This is a genomic window from Microbacterium sp. F51-2R (assembly GCF_052180235.1).
In the GTDB taxonomy this organism is placed as follows: domain Bacteria; phylum Actinomycetota; class Actinomycetes; order Actinomycetales; family Microbacteriaceae; genus Microbacterium.
Map to the genome: position 1 here is coordinate 2,124,838 of NZ_CP197470.1, position 20,502 is coordinate 2,145,339.

16 protein-coding genes are annotated in these 20,502 nt (G+C 70.3%); 3 read left to right on the forward strand and 13 right to left on the reverse strand.

Annotated elements, in window-relative coordinates:
• The 12 genes from ACSBPH_RS09440 to ACSBPH_RS09495 all read right to left on the reverse strand — a co-directional run bounded on the left by ACSBPH_RS09440 (position 1) and on the right by ACSBPH_RS09495 (position 11,373).
• Positions 1-834, reverse strand: a complete 834-nt coding sequence (locus tag ACSBPH_RS09440) for a ThuA domain-containing protein (protein WP_442574092.1) — start codon at positions 832-834, stop codon at positions 1-3.
• Between the two features lie 112 nt (positions 835-946).
• The gene (locus tag ACSBPH_RS09445; RefSeq protein WP_442574093.1) at positions 947-1,954 is read right to left on the reverse strand and encodes a sugar phosphate isomerase/epimerase family protein; all 1,008 of its coding nucleotides are present in this window, start codon (positions 1,952-1,954) and stop codon (positions 947-949) included.
• Positions 1,955-2,008: 54 nt separating this feature from the next.
• Complete coding sequence (locus ACSBPH_RS09450) at positions 2,009-3,217, reverse strand: Gfo/Idh/MocA family protein (RefSeq protein WP_442574094.1); 1,209 nt, start codon at positions 3,215-3,217, stop codon at positions 2,009-2,011.
• Complete coding sequence (locus tag ACSBPH_RS09455) at positions 3,214-3,630, reverse strand: C-glycoside deglycosidase beta subunit domain-containing protein (RefSeq protein WP_442574095.1); 417 nt, start codon at positions 3,628-3,630, stop codon at positions 3,214-3,216. Before ACSBPH_RS09455 ends, ACSBPH_RS09450 begins: the two co-directional genes overlap by 4 nt.
• Before the next feature lie 9 nt (positions 3,631-3,639).
• Entirely contained in the window at positions 3,640-4,422 is a 783-nt protein-coding gene (locus tag ACSBPH_RS09460) for a nuclear transport factor 2 family protein (RefSeq protein WP_442574096.1), read from the reverse strand.
• Positions 4,415-5,467 carry a sugar phosphate isomerase/epimerase family protein gene (locus tag ACSBPH_RS09465; RefSeq protein WP_442574097.1) on the reverse strand — a complete coding sequence of 351 codons (1,053 nt, stop codon included), beginning with the start codon at positions 5,465-5,467 and terminating at the stop codon, positions 4,415-4,417. Before ACSBPH_RS09465 ends, ACSBPH_RS09460 begins: the two co-directional genes overlap by 8 nt.
• Entirely contained in the window at positions 5,464-6,579 is a 1,116-nt protein-coding gene (locus ACSBPH_RS09470) for a sugar phosphate isomerase/epimerase family protein (protein WP_442574098.1), read from the reverse strand. Before ACSBPH_RS09470 ends, ACSBPH_RS09465 begins: the two co-directional genes overlap by 4 nt.
• Positions 6,576-6,980: a C-glycoside deglycosidase beta subunit domain-containing protein gene (locus ACSBPH_RS09475; protein WP_442574099.1), complete on the reverse strand. Its 405-nt coding sequence runs from the start codon at positions 6,978-6,980 to the stop codon at positions 6,576-6,578. Before ACSBPH_RS09475 ends, ACSBPH_RS09470 begins: the two co-directional genes overlap by 4 nt.
• A 138-nt stretch (positions 6,981-7,118) precedes the next feature.
• On the reverse strand, positions 7,119-8,681 hold the full coding sequence (locus tag ACSBPH_RS09480) for a GMC oxidoreductase (RefSeq protein ID WP_442574100.1): 1,563 nt from the start codon (positions 8,679-8,681) through the stop codon (positions 7,119-7,121).
• Positions 8,678-9,472 (reverse strand): TIM barrel protein, encoded by a 795-nt coding sequence (locus ACSBPH_RS09485; RefSeq protein ID WP_442574101.1) that lies wholly within the window; start codon positions 9,470-9,472, stop codon positions 8,678-8,680. Before ACSBPH_RS09485 ends, ACSBPH_RS09480 begins: the two co-directional genes overlap by 4 nt.
• A gap of 103 nt (positions 9,473-9,575) precedes the next feature.
• Positions 9,576-10,412 (reverse strand): carbohydrate ABC transporter permease, encoded by an 837-nt coding sequence (locus ACSBPH_RS09490; protein WP_442574102.1) that lies wholly within the window; start codon positions 10,410-10,412, stop codon positions 9,576-9,578.
• 1 nt (position 10,413) lies between these two features.
• On the reverse strand, positions 10,414-11,373 hold the full coding sequence (locus tag ACSBPH_RS09495) for a carbohydrate ABC transporter permease (protein ID WP_442574103.1): 960 nt from the start codon (positions 11,371-11,373) through the stop codon (positions 10,414-10,416).
• Positions 11,374-11,525: 152 nt separating this feature from the next.
• On the opposite strand from ACSBPH_RS09495, the gene ACSBPH_RS09500 reads away from it, so the two are divergent.
• The 3 genes from ACSBPH_RS09500 to ACSBPH_RS09510 all read left to right on the forward strand — a co-directional run bounded on the left by ACSBPH_RS09500 (position 11,526) and on the right by ACSBPH_RS09510 (position 18,426).
• A complete protein-coding gene (locus tag ACSBPH_RS09500) occupies positions 11,526-14,753 on the forward strand; it encodes a glycosyl hydrolase (RefSeq protein WP_442574104.1) in 3,228 nt (1,075 codons plus the stop codon).
• A 138-nt stretch (positions 14,754-14,891) separates the two neighbouring features.
• Positions 14,892-16,196, forward strand: coding sequence for an ABC transporter substrate-binding protein (locus ACSBPH_RS09505; protein ID WP_442574105.1), 1,305 nt, complete (start codon positions 14,892-14,894; stop codon positions 16,194-16,196).
• Between the two features lie 91 nt (positions 16,197-16,287).
• Positions 16,288-18,426 carry a glycoside hydrolase family 3 N-terminal domain-containing protein gene (locus ACSBPH_RS09510; RefSeq protein ID WP_442574106.1) on the forward strand — a complete coding sequence of 713 codons (2,139 nt, stop codon included), beginning with the start codon at positions 16,288-16,290 and terminating at the stop codon, positions 18,424-18,426.
• A 599-nt stretch (positions 18,427-19,025) separates the two neighbouring features.
• Here ACSBPH_RS09510 and ACSBPH_RS09515 read toward each other — a convergent pair.
• A complete protein-coding gene (locus ACSBPH_RS09515) occupies positions 19,026-20,501 on the reverse strand; it encodes a family 43 glycosylhydrolase (protein WP_442574107.1) in 1,476 nt (491 codons plus the stop codon).
• Position 20,502: the final 1 nt, after the last annotated feature.

A 20,502-nucleotide genomic window follows, 5' to 3' on the forward strand; every position in this document is an offset into this window, starting at 1 on the left:
TCAGCCCTCGTGGTTGTAGTACGGCCAGGGCAGGAATCGGCGTTCACCGCGGCGGTCCGGGCCCTCGAGCGTCACGGCACCCGTCGCGGCCCACTCCACGCCGCGCGGGAACATCCGGATGAACTCGATGCGACGGAACGTGTCGATGTCGTGGCCGATCGTGATCGTGAACGACCGGCCCGCGCCGTACTCGTTGATCCACGCGATGGGCTGATCGGTGTTCATGCCGTTCAGCTCCGCGATGCCGCCCTCGGGGATCTCGACCGGGTAGTGCGACATCGGCCACATCGGCGCCTTCTCGTACGCCTCGAGGTCGTCGAAGGTCGTGAGCAGCACCCGGGCGCCTTCGTAGAGGTCGACGCCGGTGAGGATGTCGTCGCCGGTCACCGTCCAGCGGGCGCTGATGCCCTCGGTGATGGGATGCCGCGGCTCGACCGTGTCGAGCTGCGCCTCGCCCCACGGCCGGGGCCGAAGACCCGTCTCGTACGCGCTGAGCTTGGCGCCGCGCATGACGTTGTACTCCTCGGGGTACCCCCAGCGATCCTCCTGCGCGGCGGAGCCGTGAAACCACACGATGCCCTTGCCGTCGTCGTGCACGAACTTCAGGATCGCGGCATCCGTCTCCGCCCCGAAGCCGACGGCCTTCTCGAAGAAGCCGTCGCGACCCTCGAAGACGACGATGAGGACGTCGTACTTGTCGATGATGCCGGCGCCGAGCCCGCGCGGGTCTTCGATGACGCGCACCGTGAAGCGTCCCGTGTCCTCCAGCAGCGTCGTGATCCACTGGTTGTGGAGCCGGAAGCTGCGGTGCTCGTTGTCGTGCTCCCGGGTCATGTGCCCCGAGAGGATCAGGACATCCAGAATGTCGGTGATGGCGGTGGCCCTTTCGTCGATATCGGGGCACGCCGATCACCGGCCATGACGGCCGGTGCCGGGCGCCCGAAGGTCAGTCGGACTTGGTGGAGAACGCCGCGTCGAACGCCGCAGCCGGCGGCGTGATGGCGTTGAGCTTGCGCACGAAGGCGAGGGCCTCGGGCGCGCCGTCGAGGCGGTCCATCCCGGCGTCCTCCCACTCGACGGAGGTGGGGCCGTCGTAGCCGATGGCGTTGAGGGCGCGGAAGAGCGGCTCCCACGGCACTGCGCCGTGCCCCGTCGAGACGAAGGTCCAGCCGCGACGCGGGTTGGCCCAGGGTAGGTGCGAGCCGAGCACGCCGTTGCGGCCGTCGAGGTTGGTGATCGACTCCTTGACGTGCACGTGGAAGATGTGGTCGGCGAAGTCGAGCACGAACGCCACCGGGTCGAGCTGCTGCCACATGAAGTGCGACGGGTCGAAGTTCAGGCCAAACGACGCGCGGTGCCCGATCGCCTCGAGCGTGCGCTTGGCGGTCCAGTAGTCGTAGGCGATCTCGCTCGGGTGCACCTCGAGGCCGAAGCGCACCCCGACCTCCTCGAAGACGTCGAGGATGGGGTTCCAGCGATCGGCGAAGTCCTGGTAACCGGCCTCGATCCATTCGTCGGACGCCGGCGGGAACATCGCCACGGCCTTCCAGATCGACGACCCCGTGAAGCCGTTGACCGTCGTGACGCCGAGCTTGGCGGCGAAGCGAGCCGTGTTCTTCATGTCCTCGGCCGCGCGCTGCCGCACGCCCTCGGGGTCGCCGTCTCCCCACACGCGATCCGACAGGATGTCGCGGTGGCGGGCGTCGATCGGGTCGTCGCAGACGGCCTGACCCGTGAGGTGGTTCGAGATGGCCCAGACCTTCAGGCCGTTGCGCTCGAGGATGTCGCGGCGGGACTGGACGTACTCCTCGTCATCCCACCGGGACACATCGAGGTGGTCGCCCCAGCACGCGATCTCGAGACCGTCGTAGCCCCATTGGCCGGCAAGACGCGCCACCTCCTCGAAGGGAAGGTCGGCCCACTGGCCCGTGAAGAGGGTGATCGGACGAGGCATCGCAGCTCCTTTGCTTTGTTGTTGAGTCAAACCTATCCGTCGAGCCGGTGAGACTCAGCGTGTCGGCGAGGAAACTCCCGCACCGACGCGCACCCAGGCCGACTCGTGCGCCGAGCTCTCCTCCACGGCCGCGAGGACGCGCTGCACCGACAGCCCCTCCTCGAACGAGGGCTGCGGGTCGGTGCCTTCCGCGATCGCGGTCACGAGGTCGACGACCTGGTGGCTGAAGCCGTGCTCGTAGCCGAGCATGTGGCCGGCGGGCCACCACGCGGAGACGTACGGATGCTGCGCCTCGGTCACGAGGATTCGCGTGAACCCCTGCGTCGCCTCCGGCGCCGTGCGGTCGTAGAACCACAGCGTGTTCAGGTCTTCGAGGTCGAAGCGGAGCGCCCCCTTGTCGCCCGACACCTCGATCGAGAGGTCGTTCTTGCGGCCGGTCGCGAAGCGCGTGGCCTCGAAGGAGACGAGCGCGCCGGTGGAGAGACGGCCCGTGAAGATCGCGACGTCGTCGACGGTGACCTCGCCATAGCCCTCGGCGGCGGTGCCCGACAGCCCCGAGCCGCTCCCCTGGAGGGGGCGTTCCTTCACGATCGTGTCGACGACGCCCGACACGGCGTCGACCGACAGCCCCGTCACGAACTGCGTCATGTCGATGATGTGCGCGCCGATGTCACCGAGGGCGCCCGAGCCGGCGTGCTCCTTCTGCAGCCGCCACGCGAGCGGCATCTCGGGATCGACGAGCCAGTCCTGCCGGTAGGCGGCGCGCACCTGCGCGATCCTGCCGACCGCCCCCTGCGCGATGAGGTCGCGAAGGAACGTCACGGCCGGGACGCGGCGGTAGGTGAAGCCGACCATCGACCGAACCCCGCGCGCGGCGGCGCGGGACGCGGCATCCGCCATCGCCTCCGCCTCGGCGACCGTGTTCGCCAGCGGCTTCTCGCACAGCACGTGCTTGCCCGCCTCCAGCGCGGCGATCGCGATCTCGGCGTGCGAGTCGCCCGGCGTCACGATGTCGACGATGTCGATGTCGTCGCGCGCGATGACCTCGCGCCAGTCGGTCGCCGATTCCTGCCAGCCCCAGCGGGCCGCGGCATCCGCCACCGCTTCGGCGTCGCGGCCCACGACGACGGCCATCTCGACCGCGCCGGGCAGCTCGAACATGCGCGGCGCCTGGCGCCAGCCGACGGAGTGCGCGGCTCCCATGAAGCCGTAGCCGATCATCGCGACGCGAAGGACGCCGTCCTGAGCCCGAGGAACGGTCATGCCAGCACGACCTCGCGCTCGACCGGAACGCGGTTGGTGACGTAGCGGCCGGGACCGCCGTCGGTTCCCGGCATGATCTGCATGTAGAGCAGGCGCATCGTCAGGACGACCTCGACGGTCAGCTTCTCGCCTGCCTCCGGCTCGCGTCCGAGGTCGATCAGCACGTCGGGGCGGTCGGCGACGAACCAGAGGGTGTCCCACTGCTCGGGGAGCTCCTCGATGCGGTACTCGCGTCCTTCCAGGGAGAAGCGCAGCTGGTCCTTCGGGATCTCGACGCCGTTGACGGATGCCGCGACATCGTCGACCGCGGAGAGCCAGAGGCTCCGGTACCACGGCAGCTGCAGTGCGACGGAGACACCGTTCTCGGTGCGCTTGACGTCCTTGTCGGCGAAGAGGGAATCGTGCGTTGCCATGATCGTTCCTCAGGCGTAGGTGTCGGTGAAGGTCTCGTGCGGCACCGGCGGGGCGGGCTCGAGCTTCTGCACCGTCTGCGGGCTGTACGGGTGGTTGGTGGAGAGGACGGGCTCGTCGGCCGGCGGCATGAAGACGGGCTTGCCGTCGTCGCCGAAGTACATGAGGTCGAGGTCGAACGCGCCCTGGTTCTTCAGGCCGAAGCTCACCCAGTTCTCCTCGAAGGGTGCGCGCGCCAGCTCGTAGCAGCGGAACTTCCAGAACCTCCACTCGCCGTCCTGCTTGAGGAAGTCGATCGCGTACTTGCACCAGACCCAGTGCGCCCAGACCTTCTTGCCGAGCACTTCCTCCGGCGAGTACATGTCGGGGAACGCCTCGGCGACCTTCGGGTCGGTCAGGCCCGACTCGGTGCCCGCCATCAGCCACACGCCCTTGGCGGTCTTGCCGTCGGCAGCGACCTCGATGACGGGTGTCGTGGTGGCGTGCAGGATGAGCTTGCCCTCGGGGGTCGGGCGGCCGCGGTGGTACCGGGTGACCGACTCCCACGTCGTGTACTGCCCGGCGTTGGTGTAGCGGGCGCGGATGCCCTCGGTGCCCTCCTTGACCCACAGCGAGATGATCTGCTCGTCCTGGAAGGCGTTGTGCAGATACATGTAGCGGTTGAAGAGGTTCTCGACCTGTCCGCGGTCCTCGGCGCGCTGGGCCAGCCGCTGGGCGGCGGCGAGCTGCTCGCGAAGGTCGGCGAGCTCGGCGGCGAGGTCCGCCACCGAGATCTCGGTGGCGGTGTCAGACATCGGCGGTCTCCTTCGACTGCTCGGCGACGGTGTCCTCGATGGCTTTGCGCATGAGCGCGTGCTGCTTCTTCACGAGGTCGATGGGATCGGCCTCGCCGAGGTCCTGGAAGGCGTGGCCCTCCCACTCGCTGGAGAGATACCCCTGGTAGCCGCCGACGACGAACTGCTTGACGATGCGCGGGATGTCCATCGCCGGCTCTTCGCCGTCGGCGCCGATGTCGTAGAACTTCGCGTGCACGTGGAAGATCTGCGGCATGATGTCGAGCCACTCCTCCGGCGGCACGAGACCGTGCATGTTGAACGCGAGGCGCGTGAAGGGTCCGAAGGTGAGCGGGTCGACGCCCTCGCCCGTGAGGTAGTCCTCGAACTTCTGGTTGCGCACGTGCATGGGGGTCGGCTCGTGCCAGATCTCGTCCATGACACCGAAGTGCTTCTCATCCATGCCCATCTTGCCCAGCTGCGCGAGGAGCGTCGGCGACAGGGAATGCATCGTCGAGGAGAAGTCGGCGGTGAAGCCCAGGCGCTCGGACTGCAGCTCCTCGTACATCTCGCGCATCTGCAGCACCTGCGGGTTGTTCGGGCCCGACGGCGCGTGGATCTCGTAGCCGAGGTACTGGTCGTACTTCTCGGCGAGCGGGAGGAGGCCGCGCAGCAACTCCTTGCCGTGCGAGCGGATGACGACCTTCTTGAAGCCGAGCGTGTGCGCGGTCTTCAGCTGGCGTGCGAGGAAGTCGTGCTCCTCGTCGGGCGTCATGTCGCGGTCTTTGCGTCGCCCCATGTCGAGGTTGGTTCCGACCGCGCTCGCCTCGAGGCCGTACTTCTCCAGCGAGTCGAACCAGAGCTTCACGAACGCGTCGTCGACGTCGGGATACGTGCGCAGCAGCTGCGCGATGTTGAACTCGACGCCCGGGCCGATCCCCTCCTCCGCGACGGCGGCGATGAGCGTCTCGGGCGTGTAGAGGCCCGCGGCGAACTCGCTCGTCATGGAGTAGAGCGTGGTGCCGAGCTTGATGCCGGTGCCGGCGATGCCGTCCTGGTCGGTCATGCGGATGCTCCCTCGGTGCTGGGCAGCCAGGCGGCGAGCTGAGCGCGCGCCTCGGCCGCATCGGTGGTCATGCGCGAGCCGGCGTCGGCGGCGGCGGAGCGCTGCACGGCCTGCTCGTCGCGGATGATGTCGAACGGGCTCTGCCAGTAGTTCCAGTGCCAGCCCTCGTACTCGCTCGAGATGGCGCCGTTGTAGCCGTTCTCGACGAGCAGCGTGATGAGGTCGCGCACCGGGACGGACGGCTCCTCGTGCTGCTCGTCGATGCCGAAGAACTTGCCGTGCACGTGCTTGATCCACGGCAAGATCTCGAGCCAGTCGTCCACGCGCGCGGGGCCGAACAGCCCCGTGCCGTTGATCCCCAAGTCGATGCCGAGGTCGGGGCGGCCGTGCTGGGCCGCGAGGCCGATGAAGCGACCGAAGCGCTGACCGTGGTCGGCCTGGTCGGCGGGCGGTCCCTGCCGGTAGAACTCGTCCCAGAGCCCCGTGACCGCGGCGAGGAGCTCCTCCGACGCGCCGCGACGGCGGTACGCCTCGATGAGCGACGGCGCGAAGCCCGAGACCGTGGCGCCCCAGTCCATCGTGAAGCCGAGGAACGGCGAGCCGACCTTCTCGTAGCGGTCGCGGAGCGCGAGAATCCGCGGGTGCGAGGCGTATTGGTCGGCGTGCACCTCGAGGGCGAGCGTCACGCCGTACTCCTCGGCGATCGGGGCGAGCGCCTCCATCGAGTCGGGCTCGATCGAGATCTGCACGCGCGCGATCGGGAAGCCGAGCTTCGCCGCCGCCGCGATCTGCCGGCGCATGTAGGCCAGCAGCTCGTCCTGCGTGAGGAGGCGATCGCGATGGATGCCGATGTCGGCGTTGACCGCGAGCGAGGTCGTGACGAGCCCCGTCTCGGCGATCAGGTCGCGGAACCAGCCTGCGTAGTGGTCGTCGATCTCGGGGAAGCCGCGGAAGCTCGAGAACCCGATGACCTCCAGGCCCGGGCCGTAGCCGTCGGCCGCGACCTTGCGGATGAGGCCTTCGAGGTCGTACTCGCGGCCGTGGAAGGCGCGCGTGAAGCTGTAGAGCGTGACGCCCTGGATGGGCGCGCCCTTGGTGGTCTCGGCGCTCATGCCGCCACCGCCTTGCGTGCGGTCATGGTCTTGGCGTCCTTCTCCTCGATGTGCAGCACCTCGTCGGCCCCGATGACGATGTAGGGGATGTACAGCACGAGGCCGACCTCGACTTTGCGCTCCCCGTCCTCCGCGACCGGGATGTCGCCCGAGAGCACGGCGGAATCGGTGGGGAACCACCACTCCTCGGTGTTCGGCACGAGCTCCGCGAACGTGAAGGTGCGGCCGTTCATCTCCCAGCGGAGCGACTCGGCCGGAGCCTCGACCCCGTCGATGGTGAGCGTCGCGCCGCCGATGCACGAGGCGGGCAGAGCGCGGTACCACGGCAGGCGAACCTCGACCGCGGCGCGGCGGCCGTCGGTCGTGAGCGTTCCCTGCTCGATGATGCGATCGGGGATCACGAGTCCTCCTTGACTACTTAAATCGTGTTTCTACACTCTAATGTCGAATTCTGACTAAAGCAACCCCCAACCCGTGAGCCTCCATCTGAGCGCCGAGACCGTGGGTGGCACCCGCGGTCTCGGCCGCCAGGTGGAGGCTCACGGGTTGGGGGCGGGTGACGGGTTGGGGGCGGGGGCGGCGGCGAGGTCTGCGGAGATGCGGCGCGCGCCACGCACGGCGAGGGCGACCGACGTGAGCGTCGGATTGCACGCCGTCGGGGTGGGGATGACGCCGTTGCCGGCGACGAACAGTCCGGGGACGCCCCAGACCTCGCTCTCCGGCGAGCACACGCTCGTCCCGTCGTCGTCCTCGCCCATGCGCGTGCTGCCCTGATAGTGCAGCGACGCGCCGAGCGGCATCACGAACGGCCGGTCGTCGAGCGGCTCGCCGATCGCCTTGCCCAGCCGCACGATCTCCGCCTTGGCGCGCTCGATCACCTCGTGATCGCGGGGCGTGAGCGTGTAGTGCACGGTCATCGCCGGCATCCCGTAAGCATCGACCTCGTCGGTGGAGAACGCGACACGATCGGATGCCTGCAGATCCTTCGCGCAGAACAGGCCGAGGCCGACGATGGATCCGGGCGCGGCAGGATCGTCGTCGGCGAGCTTGATCGGCGATGCGTCGAGCTGCATGACCTGCCCGTGGAACGGCATGTCGTCGGTGAAGGGCACCCACGTGACGCCGCTGTACTCGCTCAGGCCGGCCGGGCCCGCACCCTCCTCCCCCGCGGCGGGGACGAAGTCGCGGATGCGCACCGCGAAGACGATCTGCGCCTGGTCGTTCAGGTACCGCCCGAGGGCGTCGGGACGGATGCCGGAGGCCCACAGCAGCTGCGGAGTGCGAAGCGCGTCGGCGGCGACGACCACGAAGCGTGCGCGCACGTCGTGGCTCTCTCCCGTCCGCCCGTCGGTGACGGAAACGCCGGCGGCGCGGCCGTCCTGGAGGAGCACCCGCGTCACGAGCGACTCATCGAAGAGGTGGAAGTTCGGGTTCGCCCGCGTCACGTCGCCCATCACGACGTCCGAGCCCGACCACACCAGGCGGCCGTCGTCGCGCCGATGCACGGCGAGCGGCATCCGCTGGACGCGTTCGTGCGGCTCCCGCCCCTCGTCCTCCGCAGCCGCGAGGCGCTCGCGTACGAGCGCGGCGTGGGGAGACGTGTCGAACGCGGCGCTGGTGACCCCGAGGAGGCGATCGGCCTCGTCGAGGAGCTCGTCGAAGACGCCGTCCTCGTCGAGGAAGCCGATGCGCTCGCTGTCGTTGGGTCGCGGGCACGCGCCCGTCCAGTGCGCGGCCATTCCGCCGACGTTGCTCGAGAACGCCGCGACGGGCAGACCGTCCTCACCCTCGACCTGGTAGCCGTCCTCGAGCAGGAAGGTGCCGGGCCGCGCACGGCGCTGCGTGGTCTTGACGATCCCGCCGACCCGGTCGCCGTCGTCGCGCGCGACCGGCCCTTCCGAACGGGCCTGGGCCCGCGCGCGCTCGTCGGGGTCGGCGATGTTCTTCACGTGCGCCCCCGGGGGGTTCGACACGGTCGGTCCCACCTCGAACATCGCGACCGAGGCATCCGGAGCCCGCTCGCTCAGGATGCGCGCGTAGGCCGCACCCGTCGGGCCGCTCCCGACGATCGCGACGTCGACCTCGGCCGGATACCGCCTCACGCCGTCGCCGCCACTTCACGGATGAGGGCGACGGATGCCTCGGACGCCGTCGTCGGGTAGTACTCGAGCCCGATGGGGCCGTCGTAGCCCGAGGCGCGCAGCACGCCCAGCGTCGAGGCCCAATCGAGCGATCCCGTTCCCGGCTCACCGCGACCGGGCGCGTCGGCGAGCTGCACGTACTTCACGATCGAGCCGGCGTTCTCGAGCTCGGCCGCCATGTCTTCGCCCTCGACGGCCGAGTGATAGATGTCGTAGAGCACGCCGAAGGAGGGCGAATCGACGCCGCGGGCGACGTAGACGGCCTCGGACGTGCGGTCCAGGAGCGAGCCGGGATGGTCGACGCGTACGTTGACGGGCTCGAGCACGAGCGTGATCCCCGAGCCGTCGATCTGCGCCGTCGCCTTCCGGTAGATCTCGACGAGCTTGTCGAGCTGCACCTGCCGCTTCCAGCCGCCGAAGCCCGTGCCGCTGCCGACGACGAGCCGGGGGCAGCCGAGGTCGTGCGCGATCGCGACGCCCTCATCGAGCTTCCGGAAGAACTCCGAGTGGTCCCACGGCGGGATCATGAACTGCGTGCGCGGCTCCGAGAGCTGTGCCGTCAGCTGCGTGCCGGTCTCTTCGAGCGCCGCCTTCAGGGCGGGGAGGTCCTTCGGCGTCGCCGGGGCATCCACTCCCGTCGGACCCCACATCTCGACGGCGTCGAAGCCCGCCCCAGCGGCGGCGCGCACGCGGTCGTGGTAGTCGCCGGCCTCGGTGAAGAGCAGTTCGATGTTGGGTGCGAGCTGGTACATGACGTCTCCGATGTCGATGCTGAGGATGGAGTGGGCGACGTGCGACGGGCTGTGATTCCCGCCGCTCGACGATCCGGCCGCCCCCGAATCGATGGTTCGGGCCTCAGCCCTTCAGGCCTCCCGCGAAGCCCTGGATGAACTTCTTCTGCGCGAACATGTAGAAGAGCAGGATCGGAATCATCGAGATGATGACGACCGCGAAGATCTTGTTCCACGCCGAGACGAGACCGCCGACGTAGGTGTACATCGCGACGGGCAAGGTCTGGGTCGTCGAGCCGCCGAGGAAGATCAGCGAGTTGAAGAAGTCGTTCCAGACGATGAGGCCCGCCAGGATCGCGACGGTGCCGGTCGCGGGCGCCATGAGCGGCAGCACGACGCGGAAGAACGCCTGTGTCGGCGTCGCGCCGTCGATGACGGCGGCTTCCTCGTACTCGGTCGTGAGCCCGCGGAAGAAGCTCGCGTAGAGGAAGACCGACAGCGGCAGCAGGATGCCGATCCACAGGAGGATCATGCCGAGCGCGTTGCCGGTGAGGCCCACGCTCCGGGCGCCGATGTACAGCGGCACTGTGCCCAGCTGCGCGGGCAGGATGATCGCGATGAGCACGAGGTAGAAGGTCAGGTTCGTCCAGGCGCGGGTGCGGCGTGTGATGACGTAGGCGGCGACCGAGCCGAACAGCACGAGGCCCGCGATCGCACCCGCCGTGATGATCGCGCTGTTGAGGATCGCCATCGGGATGCTGTTGCGCCCCGTCGCCGTGAGCACCGAGATGAACGAGCCGAAGTCGAGCGACTGCGGCGGCGCGATGGCGCTCGTCGTGAGCGCCTCCTGGTCGGTCTTGAACGCCGTTGCGATGAGGAAGTAGAAGGGCAGGAGCCCGAGGAGCGTGATGAGCCAGACGAGGACTTCGCGCACCGCGGTGAGCTTGGTGTACCGGAACATGTCAGGCCTTTCGGGCGGCGTCGCGGTCGCGCGTCGCGTACTGCTGGAGGATCGCGAAGACGAGGATGATGAGGGTCAGCACGAGCGCGAGCGCCGAGCCGAACCCGAACTGGCCGAGCGAGAAGGCCTGCTTGTAGACCTGTGTCGCGAGGGTCTCGGTCGCCCCGGCCGGTCCGCCGCCGGTGAGCGCGAGGATCTGGTCGAAGATCCGCAGGCCCTGGATGATCCCGAGGGTCGTCGCGATCGCGATCGAGGGACGGATGCCGGGAACCGTGACATGCCAGAAACGCTTGACCAGGCCCGCACCGTCGAGGGCCGCGGCCTCCTCGAGCTCGACCGGCACGGAGGCGAGCCCCGCGAGGTAGATCACCATGACGAAGCCGGTCTGCTGCCAGACGACCGTGAGGAGGATGGCCCAGATCGACCACGACGGGTCGGCGAGCCACACCTTCTGCCAGGACTCCAGGCCGACCGCGGCAAGGAACCCGTTGAGCGGCCCGTTGAACTGGAAGATGAACTTCCAGACGTACGCGACGGCGAGGGGGCTGAGCACGACCGGCATGAACAGGAGCGTGCGCAGGATGTAGCGGGTCTTCAGGGTGCGGTTGATCGCCAGGGCGAAGCCCAGACCGAGCACGTTCGTGAGCACCACCGAGCCGAAGGCCAGGAACAGCGTGTTCCACACCGCGCCGAGCATGAGCGGGTCTTTGAAGATCCGCACGAAGTTGTCGAGGCCGATGAACTCCCAGTCGCCGAGACCGGTCCAGTTCGTGAACGCGAAGAAGCCGCCCGTGAGGGTCGCGGCGTAGTGGACGCCGATCACGAGGACGATCGCGGGGAGGGCCCACCACCAATGGCCGTAGCTGATGAGCGGCTTGCGGCCGCGAGGGCGCGGCGTCTTCCGTGCTTGAGGCGGCACCGTGAGGGTGCGAGTAGCGTCTCGCTCGATCGTCACTGTCATCTGCTCTCTGACCTCGTCGTCACACGCCCCCGTCGGGGGCGCCCGCAGCAATGCTCACACACTTGCGTCGAAAGCACACATTAGTTTTAGCGATATCGGATATAAGTAGCGGCGACCTCTGCAGGCAGTGCGTGGCGGCGAGGATGAACAGCGTGGCAGAGCCGACACGATCCGCCCTCGACCCCCTCTCCGAGCTGTGGGATGCCTTCGTGGATCCGCCGGACGAGGCGCGGCCCCGTGCCTGGTGGCACTGGATGGACGGCAACGTCGACCCCGCCGGCATAGTCCGCGACCTCACATGGCTGCACGAGAGCGGCGTCCGCGGGGTTCAGCTCTTCGACGGCGGCATGGGCGTGCCGCTCGTGGTGCCCGAGGCGGTGCGCCCCGGGACGGATGCCTGGGCTCGCGCCCTCGAGACCGCGACGACGACCGCGGCAGACCTCGGCCTCGAGTTCGCCGTCGCGACGTCGTCGGGCTGGAGCGCGTCGGGCGGGCCGTGGGTCGAACCCGGCGATGCCATGAAGAAGGTCGTCTGGTCGGAGGCGACGGTCGAGGGAGGCGCGGGAGTCGATGTCGCCCTTCCGTCACTCCCCGCGGTCGCGGGCCTCTTCCAGGACTCCGCGCGGTGGGGCGCACCCGCGCGCGCGCCGTGGGCCGTGGACTGGCGGGTCGTGGCGTTCCCCGCCGATCCGGGCCACGAAGCACTCTCCCCGTCGCGCGTGCGCGCATCGGCGGAGATCGAGGATGTCGCGCCCCTCACCGACGGCTCGTTCGACGCCGCCGTCCGGCTCCCCCGCGATCCCGACGCCTGGTCGTCGGCGTGGATCGAGCAGGAGTTCGACGCGCCGGTCACCGTCCGCTCGGTGACGGTGGGACTCCCCGGTCCTCGCGGCTTCGGCGCTGCCCCCGCGCCCGACGCCGTGCTGCAGGCGAGCGAGGACGGCACGACGTGGCGCGATGTCGTGACGCTGAACGCGTCCGCCGTGCCGGCGCAGACCGTGACCTTCCCGCCCGTCACGGCGCGGCGCTTCCGCCTCGCCGTCTCGGGCGCGAGCGCCGCCGAGGCCCTGCCGCCCGTCGCCGACGGCGTGCGGCTTCCTCCCGTCCTCCGCCGCAGCGACTCCTTCCTCGTCTCAGAGTTCGCGCTGCGCGCCGGCGCCCGCGTGCATCGGGCCGAGGCCAAGGCCGGGTTCGGGGTCGTGCCCGACTACTACGCCGTCGACACCGACCCCACCGCGGTGGCCGGGGCCGTGCCCGGCGGGAGTGTCGTGGACCTCACTGCACACCTCGACGGCGGCCGCCTGCGGTGGGACGCCCCGCCCGGCACGTGGCGCATCCTCCGCCTCGGCGCCTCGCTCACGGGGCAGACCAACGGCCCCGCGCTCCCCGACGCGACGGGGCTCGAGGTCGACAAGCTCGACCGCGCGCGCGTGGCGGCCTTCCTCGCGCGGCACCTCGAGCGCTTCGAACCCGGCCGGTTCGACGCGCTCCTCAGCGACAGCATCGAGTCGGGCGCCCAGAACTGGACCGACAGGATCGCCGAACGCTTCGCCGCGCTGCGCGGCTACGACCCCACGCCGTGGCTGCCTGCGCTCGCGGGCTACGTGGTCGGCGGGGCCGAGGCATCCGACCGCTTCCTCTACGACTACCGCCGCACGATCACGGAGCTCTTCGCCACCGAGTACTACGGCACGCTCGCCGCGGAGGCGCACGCGCGCGGCATGTCCTACTACGCCGAGGCCCTCGAAGACGGCCGCCCGCAGCTCGGCGACGACCTCGCGATGCGGTCGCACGCCGACGTTCCGATGGGGGCGATGTGGACGTTCGACGCCGAGGCGGGGCCACGGCCGACCTACGTCGCCGACCTCAAGGGCGCGGCATCCGTCGCCCACGTGCACGGCAAGCGCTGGACGGGCGCGGAAGCCTTCACGAGCTTCGACCGCCCGTGGGCTTCGTCGCCCCGCAGCCTCAAGCACGTCGCCGACCTGCAGCTCGCGCTCGGGGTCACGCGGTTCTGCATCCACACCTCGCCGCACCAGCCGCTGGCGGCTCCCCCGCCGGGCATCGCCCTCGCGCCGTTCCTCGGGCAGGCCTTCACGGCGAACGAGACGTGGGCGGGGATGGCCCGCCCATGGATCGACTACCTTGCGCGCGCGTCGGCGGTGCTCTCGGCGGGCGAACCGGCCGTTGACATCGCGGTGTTCGTCGGCGAGGAGGCCCCCGTCACCGGGCTCTTCGACGCGGCCTTCGACACATCCGTGCCCGAGGGGTTCGACTTCGACTACGTCGGAGTGGACGGCCTCGCGACCCTGCGCGTCGACGGCGACGGCCTCGCCTCGGCAGGCGCACGCTACCGGCTGCTCTTCCTCGGGGGGTCGAGTCGCCGGCTCACGGTGGCGACGCTCCGGCGGCTCGCCGCGCTGCTCGATGCGGGCGCGACACTCGTCGGCGTCGCCCCCGGGAGCTCGCCGTCGCTCGGCGACGATCGGGAGGAGTTCGCACGTCTTCGCGACGAGATCTGGGCGCTCCCGCGCGCCCGCGGTCGTGTCGTGCCGACCTCCGACCTCGCCGCCGCGCTCGACGAGCTCGGGATCGAACCGGAGCTGGTCGTCGCCGGCGCTTCACTGCGGACGATCGCGCGGCGCGCGGCGGGGCGGCGCGTCACCTTCCTCGCCAACCCGCACGGCGACGAAGTGCGGGTGCGGCTGCGCGTGGCCGCCTCGACTCCGGGGCTCGATGCCTGGGACCCCGTCGGCGTGGGCGCAGCACCGCTGCGAGAGATCGAGGGCGCCGGCGGTCGGCGCGAGTTCGAACTGTTCCTGCCGCCGTTCGGCTCGGTCTTCGTCGTGCCGGGGCAGGGCGGAGGGGCGGGCGCCGCGTCCCGCGCGGACACGGCGTTGCGCCGCGTCGGGCTGGACGGCGGATGGACGCTCTCGATCCCAGGGCGTGCGACCGCCTCGTTCCCGCGGGGCCCGGAGCTCTGGACCGAGCTCGACGACGCGGCGCGCGGCTTCTCCGGCACGGCGGTGTACCGCGCCGAGTTCACGCACGTTCCCGCCTCCGGCGACGGGCGATCACTCCTCGACCTCGGCCGGGTCGCCGACATCGCGCGCGTGCGCGTGAACGGCATCGACTGCGGGGTCGCCTGGACGATCCCGTTCCGGGTCGACATCTCTCACGCGGTGACCGCGGGACGCAACGAGGTCGAGGTCGAGGTCGCCAACCCCTGGCGCAACCGGCTCATCGCCGAGGCATCCGTCGCCACCGGAGAACTGTTCGCGCCGATGGCGCACGTCTTCGAGCGCACCGCAGCGCCGCAGCCCGCGGGCCTCGCGGGACCGGTCGCCGTCGTGACGGAAATGAACTCTGACCAGGGCTGAACGCTGATCAATGAGGCTATTGCACCACATAAGCGATACTAATGTCGGAATCGTGCGAATGTGTGTCAGGCTGAGTGTGCGGCCAGCGGCCGGGCCAGCATCCCGAGCTGGCGACAACGAAGTCACGAAAGGGTCGAAATGCCACAGCACACAGCTCCCGGTCTCCGGTGGTCGCTTCTCGCGGCTCCGGTCGTCGGGATCCTCCTTCTCGCCGGATGTTCTGCCGGCGGCTCCGACGGCGGAAGCACGAGCAGCGGCGACGCCGCCGCCGCCGGGGACTCCTTCACCGTCATGGTCGCCCAGGCGAACGACGCCGACGACTATTACGCCAAGACCCTCGACGCCTACTCCAAGGAGACCGGCGTCAAGGTCGAGGTCATCCCCTACCCCTCCGAGGCGTACAACACGCAGGTCACGACGCAGCTGCAGGCGGGCAACGCCGCCGACATGATGGTCCTCGCACCCGGCACCGGCCAGGCGATCTCGGTCGTCACGCTCGCCGACGCCGGCTTCCTCGAGCCTCTCGACAAGACGTCGGCGGGCATCATCCCCGCGGGCACCGAGAACCTCTACGGCAGCGACGGCAAGGTCTACGGCCAGCCCACGGCGCTTGCGCCCGTCGGCTACGTCTACAACCCGGGCGCTGCGAAAGACGCCGGCCTCAGCGAGTACCCCGCGACGTACGACCAGATGCTCAAGGACTGCGCGACCGTCAAGGACGCCGGCAAGTCGTTCACGGTCGTCGCGGGAGCGATCCCCTTCAACACGGGCCTCCTCTCGATGCTCATCTCGGCGACGCGCGTCTACGCCGAGACGCCCGACTGGAACGAGCAGCGCGCCGACGGCAAGGTCACCTTCGCCGACAGCGATGGCTGGAAGGAGACCCTCCAGGACGTCGTCGAGCTCAACGAGAAGGGCTGCTTCCAGGACGGCGCCGCGGGCGGCACGTTCGACAACATCACGGCCAACATCGCCGGCGGCCAGTCGCTGACCGCGGCCGTCCCCGGCTCCGCGGCCCTCTCGATCGGTGCCGCGACCGGCCTGAAGCTCGACGTGCAGGCCTTCCCGCCCGCCGAGGGCCAGAAGCCCTTCGTGCTCGCCTCGGCCAACTATGCGTGGGCGATCAACTCGAAGGCCGGCGACGGCGCCAAGAAGTCGGCGCAGGCCTTCCTCGACTGGGTGGCCCAGCCGGAGCAGGCCAAGGCGTTCGCCGACCTCTCGGGCTTCGTGCCGATCACGGGCGCCACGGCGGAGAACCTCCTGCCGATCTACCAGCCGATCGCCGACCAGCTCGAGAACGGCGACTTCGTCGGCCTTCCCAACGCCAGCTGGCCGAACCCCGCGGTGTACGACGCGCTCGGCACGGGTGTGCAGGGCCTGCTGACCGGCCAGAAGACGGTCGACCAGGTGCTGTCCGACATGGACGCCGCCTGGGGCAACTGATCACCAGGACGATCCACTGAGACGTGCCGTCCGGGGCTTCGGCCCCGGGCGGCACTCCTTTTGCCCGCTTCTCCCCGACGGAGGATGAGACATGACCAGTGAACGGATCGAGCGACTGCTGGCGGAGATGACCCCGGCCGAGAAGCTGGGCCAGCTGCAGATCGTCTTCCGTCCTCGGCCCGACGATGCCGCGCAGCTCGTACGCGAAGGGCTCGGATCGGTCTTCTGGCCGCCGTCGGCGGCGAAGACGAATGAGCTGCAGCGTGTCGCCGTCGAAGAGACCCGCCTCGGCATCCCTCTCCTCGTCGGACTCGACGTCATCCACGGCCAGCGCACCATCGCCCCCGTGCCGCTCGCGCAGGCCGCGAGCTTCGACCCCGCCCTGGTCGAGGAGCTCGCCGCGCTCGCGGCGGCGGAGGCGCGGTCGGGCGGAGTGAACTGGACCTTCTCGCCGATGGTCGACGTCTCGCGCGACCCGCGATGGGGACGCGTCGTCGAGGGCTTCGGGGAGGACGTGCACCTCACCTCCGTGATGGGACGCGCGATGGTCCGCGGCTACCAGGGCGGCGACCTCGCGGCTCCGACCTCGATCGCGGCGACCGCGAAGCACTTCGTGGCGTACGGCCAGCCCGAGGGCGGGCGCGACTACAACAGCGTCGACGTGTCGGGGCACCGGCTGCGCAACGTCTACCTCGAGCCCTTCCGCGCCGTCGTCGACGAAGGCGTGGCCTCGGTCATGGCGTCGTTCAACACGGTCGGCGGAGTGCCGATGCACGTCAACCGGGGCCTGTTGACCGACATGCTGAAGACCGAGTGGGGGTTCGAGGGCGTCGTCGTCGGCGATGCCGAGGGCGTGCGAAATCTGCTCGCGCACCGGGTGGCGGAGAGTCTGACGGATGCCGTGGCCCGGTCGTTCGAGGCGGGACTCGACATCGAGATGGGCGGCACTCCTGGCGAGGTCGCCGAGGCGGCGCTCGCGCAGATCGAGCCGGCGCGGATCGACGATGCCGTCCGCCGGGTGCTCGCGGTGAAGGAGGCGCTCGGGCTCTTCGAGTACCCCTTCGTGGCCGAAGACGAGGAGCGCACCGAGCCCACGGCCGACTCGCGCCGCCTCGTGCGCCGTGCGGCGGCGCGCTCGTCGGTGCTGCTGAAGAGCGAGGGGACACTGCCCCTCCGGGGCCGGGGCCGAGTGCTGCTGACCGGGCCGTACGCGGAGTCGCCGGACCTTCTCGGCGCGTGGACGCAGTTCTTCGCCGCCGGCGCGCAGAGCGTCGCCGCCGAGGCTCGTGGCCGCGGCCTGGACGTGACGGCCGTGCCGGGCGTCGACTTCTTCGCCGGCTCGGACGCCGACATCGAGAGCGCGGCCTCCGCCGCCCGCGAGAGCGACGTCGTGGTCGTGCTCGTGGGCGAGCCGAGCGCCCTGTCGGGCGAGGCCGCTTCGCGGAGCGACCTGCGACTCCCCGGCCGCCAGGAGGAGCTCATCCACGCGATCGCGGAGACCGGCACGCCCTTCATCGTCGTGCTCGTCACGGGTCGCCCGCTCGTGGTCGCCGACTGGATCGAGGCTGCGCCGACCGTCGTGGTCGCCTGGCACGGCGGCACCGAGGCCGCCGCCGCGATCGTCGACCTGCTCGTGGGCGACGAGGAGCCCGCGGGGCGCCTGCCGATGTCGTGGCCGCGCTCGGTCGGCCAGATCCCGATCGACTACGCGCACGAGAACACCGGCCGCCCCGCGACGGTCGGCGGCACCCTGACGACGGAAGTGGCCGACGTGGGCCTGCACGGACCCGACAACCTGCAGGAGAAGTTCACGTCGAAGTACCTCGATCTTGAGCTCGGGCCCCAGTTCGCCTTCGGGCACGGGTCGGGCTACGCGTCGTTCCGGCACGGGGAGCCGCGCGTGTCGGCCGCCGAGCTGACGCAGGGTGAGGCGGTCACGCTGTCGATCGACGTGACCAACGTGTCGGACCTCCCGGGCGACGAGGTCGTGCAGGTCTACGTCGAAGACCTCGTGGCGAGCACCGCTCCGCCCGTCCGGCGTCTCGCCGCCTTCGAGCGCCGGGCGATCGCGCCGGGCGAGACCGCGACCCTCTCATTCGAGATCGGCGACGAGCAGCTCGGCTTCTGGCTCGACGGACGCTTCACCGTCGAGCCGGGCGCCTTCGTGCTGCACGTCGGCCCGACGCTGGACCGCGCCCAGCCCGTCGCCCTCACCGTCCGGGCCCGGTAGGGGTGTGGGGTCGGGGTCGGTCTGCGCATAACTCCGGAAGAACCGGCCCGCCGCCGCCAGAACCCGCCTCCGGCGGCAGGGCGGCGCTGTTCTTCCGGAGTTATGAACACCCATCCGGCACCCCCACCCCGCGCCCCCACCCCGCAACGCCGGCCGCCGACCACCCCGCCACGGCACCCGCACTTCCAGCAAACCCCTCGGGCCCACCCCCGGGCCCAATTCAGGATGAGAGGTCGTCCAGCGGCCCGCCGCGCGCATCGCAACGGCGTGTCGGGCGCGCTCATCCTGAGTTAGGCCCGCGGCGAACCGACTCCTTGGGCTGAAGTCCGAGGTGGCGGGCGCGGAATGGTCGGTGCGGGCGGCGCCGCGCCCGGGCCGGGGCCGTGACGGGACGGGTCGAGCCGGGTCGGGCAGGGCCGGGTCGGGCGGGGCCGCGCGAGGCGCGACGGTACCGGGAGTTGGGCGCGCGCCCGCCGGCCGGCGCATAACTCCGGAAGAATCGGCCCGCCGAGGGCGGAAACACCCCTCAGCCGGCGGGTGCGCGCCGTTCTTCCGGAGTCATGAACGCCACGCCCAGCCGAGCCGGGAGGCCGCGCGGGTCAGCGCAGCGGGCGGTACCGGAAGTCGCGGAGCCGCGCCGCGCCGTCCCCCGCCGCGTACAGGGCGGGGCGCAGGCTCAGCAGATCGGCCATCGTGTTGGCGTGGTAGCCCGAGGTCTCGTAGCGGATCGCGTGCCGCGTCCACTCACCGCCCGGCTCGCGATACCACCCCGTCACGATGTGCTCGTCGTTGCGAAGCCGCAGCTGCAGGCGGCGCACCGCCGGCGCGGGCTCGCGCCAGTGAGTGATGTGCCCTCCGGCGTAGCTCGGCATCCGATTCCCGTCGATCCCCATGCCGCAGAAGAGCCGGTCGTTGAAGAAGAGCAGCAGCCCCGCCTCGACGCCGTCGCCCAGCAGCTCGACGTCGACCTCCACCTCGTACGCATGGTCGCCGGTCAGCACGGCGAGGGGCGACGTGTCGCCGGGGCCGTGCCCCTTCGCCGCGAGCACCAGCCCGTCATCCAGCGCGAGACGCCGCGCCTCGCCCGGCGACGGCGCGTGGAAGGTCCACCGCTCGCCGAGCCGCAGCACCGAGAAGTCGTCGTGGAACGAGGGCGGCGGGGATTGAACGGATGCCGCGGCCGGGGCATCCAGCACTCCCCCGATGTCGTCGAGCGCGGCCACCGGCCAGCCGTCGTCGGTCCACTCGATCGGCTCGAGCAGGATCTGACGCCCGAGCGTGCGGTAGCCGTTCTCGTAGCCGTGCGACACCATCCACCAACCCTCCCCGGCGGGACCGGGGACGATCGTCGCGTGCCCGCGCGACCACCACTTCTCGGCCGCGTCGCGCGTGCGGGCGATGGGATTGTGCGGGCTGTTCTCCCACGGCCCGTGCACCGACCGCGACCGCGCGACGATGACCATGTGCCCCGTCGGCGGCCCGCCGGTGCCTCCGACGGCGCTCACGAGGTAGAACCAGCCGTCGCGCCGGAAGAGCTTCGGGCCCTCGAGCGCGTACGCCTCGGTGATCCACTCGTCGGGGTAGCGCCAGCCGTCGTAGACGTGCTCCAGCTCGCCGACGGTCGACAGGCCGTCGTCGGCGAGTCGGATGCGACGGATGCCGTTGACGAAGAGGTAGCGCTTGCCGTCCTCGCCGACGACGTGTCCGGGGTCGATCGCCCACCGGATGCCGAGGTCGATCGGCTCGGACCACGGGCCCTCCATCGAGTCGGCGTGGATCACGAAGATGGCCGGCGCCTCCAGCGCCGACCACGGCGCCGGGATGAACGGGATGTAGATGAAGAAGCGTCCGTCGACCTCGGCGATGTCGACGGCGAAGGTGCTGCCGAGCGGTTCGGCGAGCGCTGACCCGGCGGAGGTCCAGGTGACGAGGTCGCGCGAACGGTAGAGCAGCAGCCCCGGCGCCGACTCGAAAGACAAGTAGGTCATCCAGTACTCGTCGCCGACCTTGATGACGGCGGGATCCGGGCGGTCGCCCCCGAGGACGGGGTTCACGAACGTCGGTGTTTCAGGCATC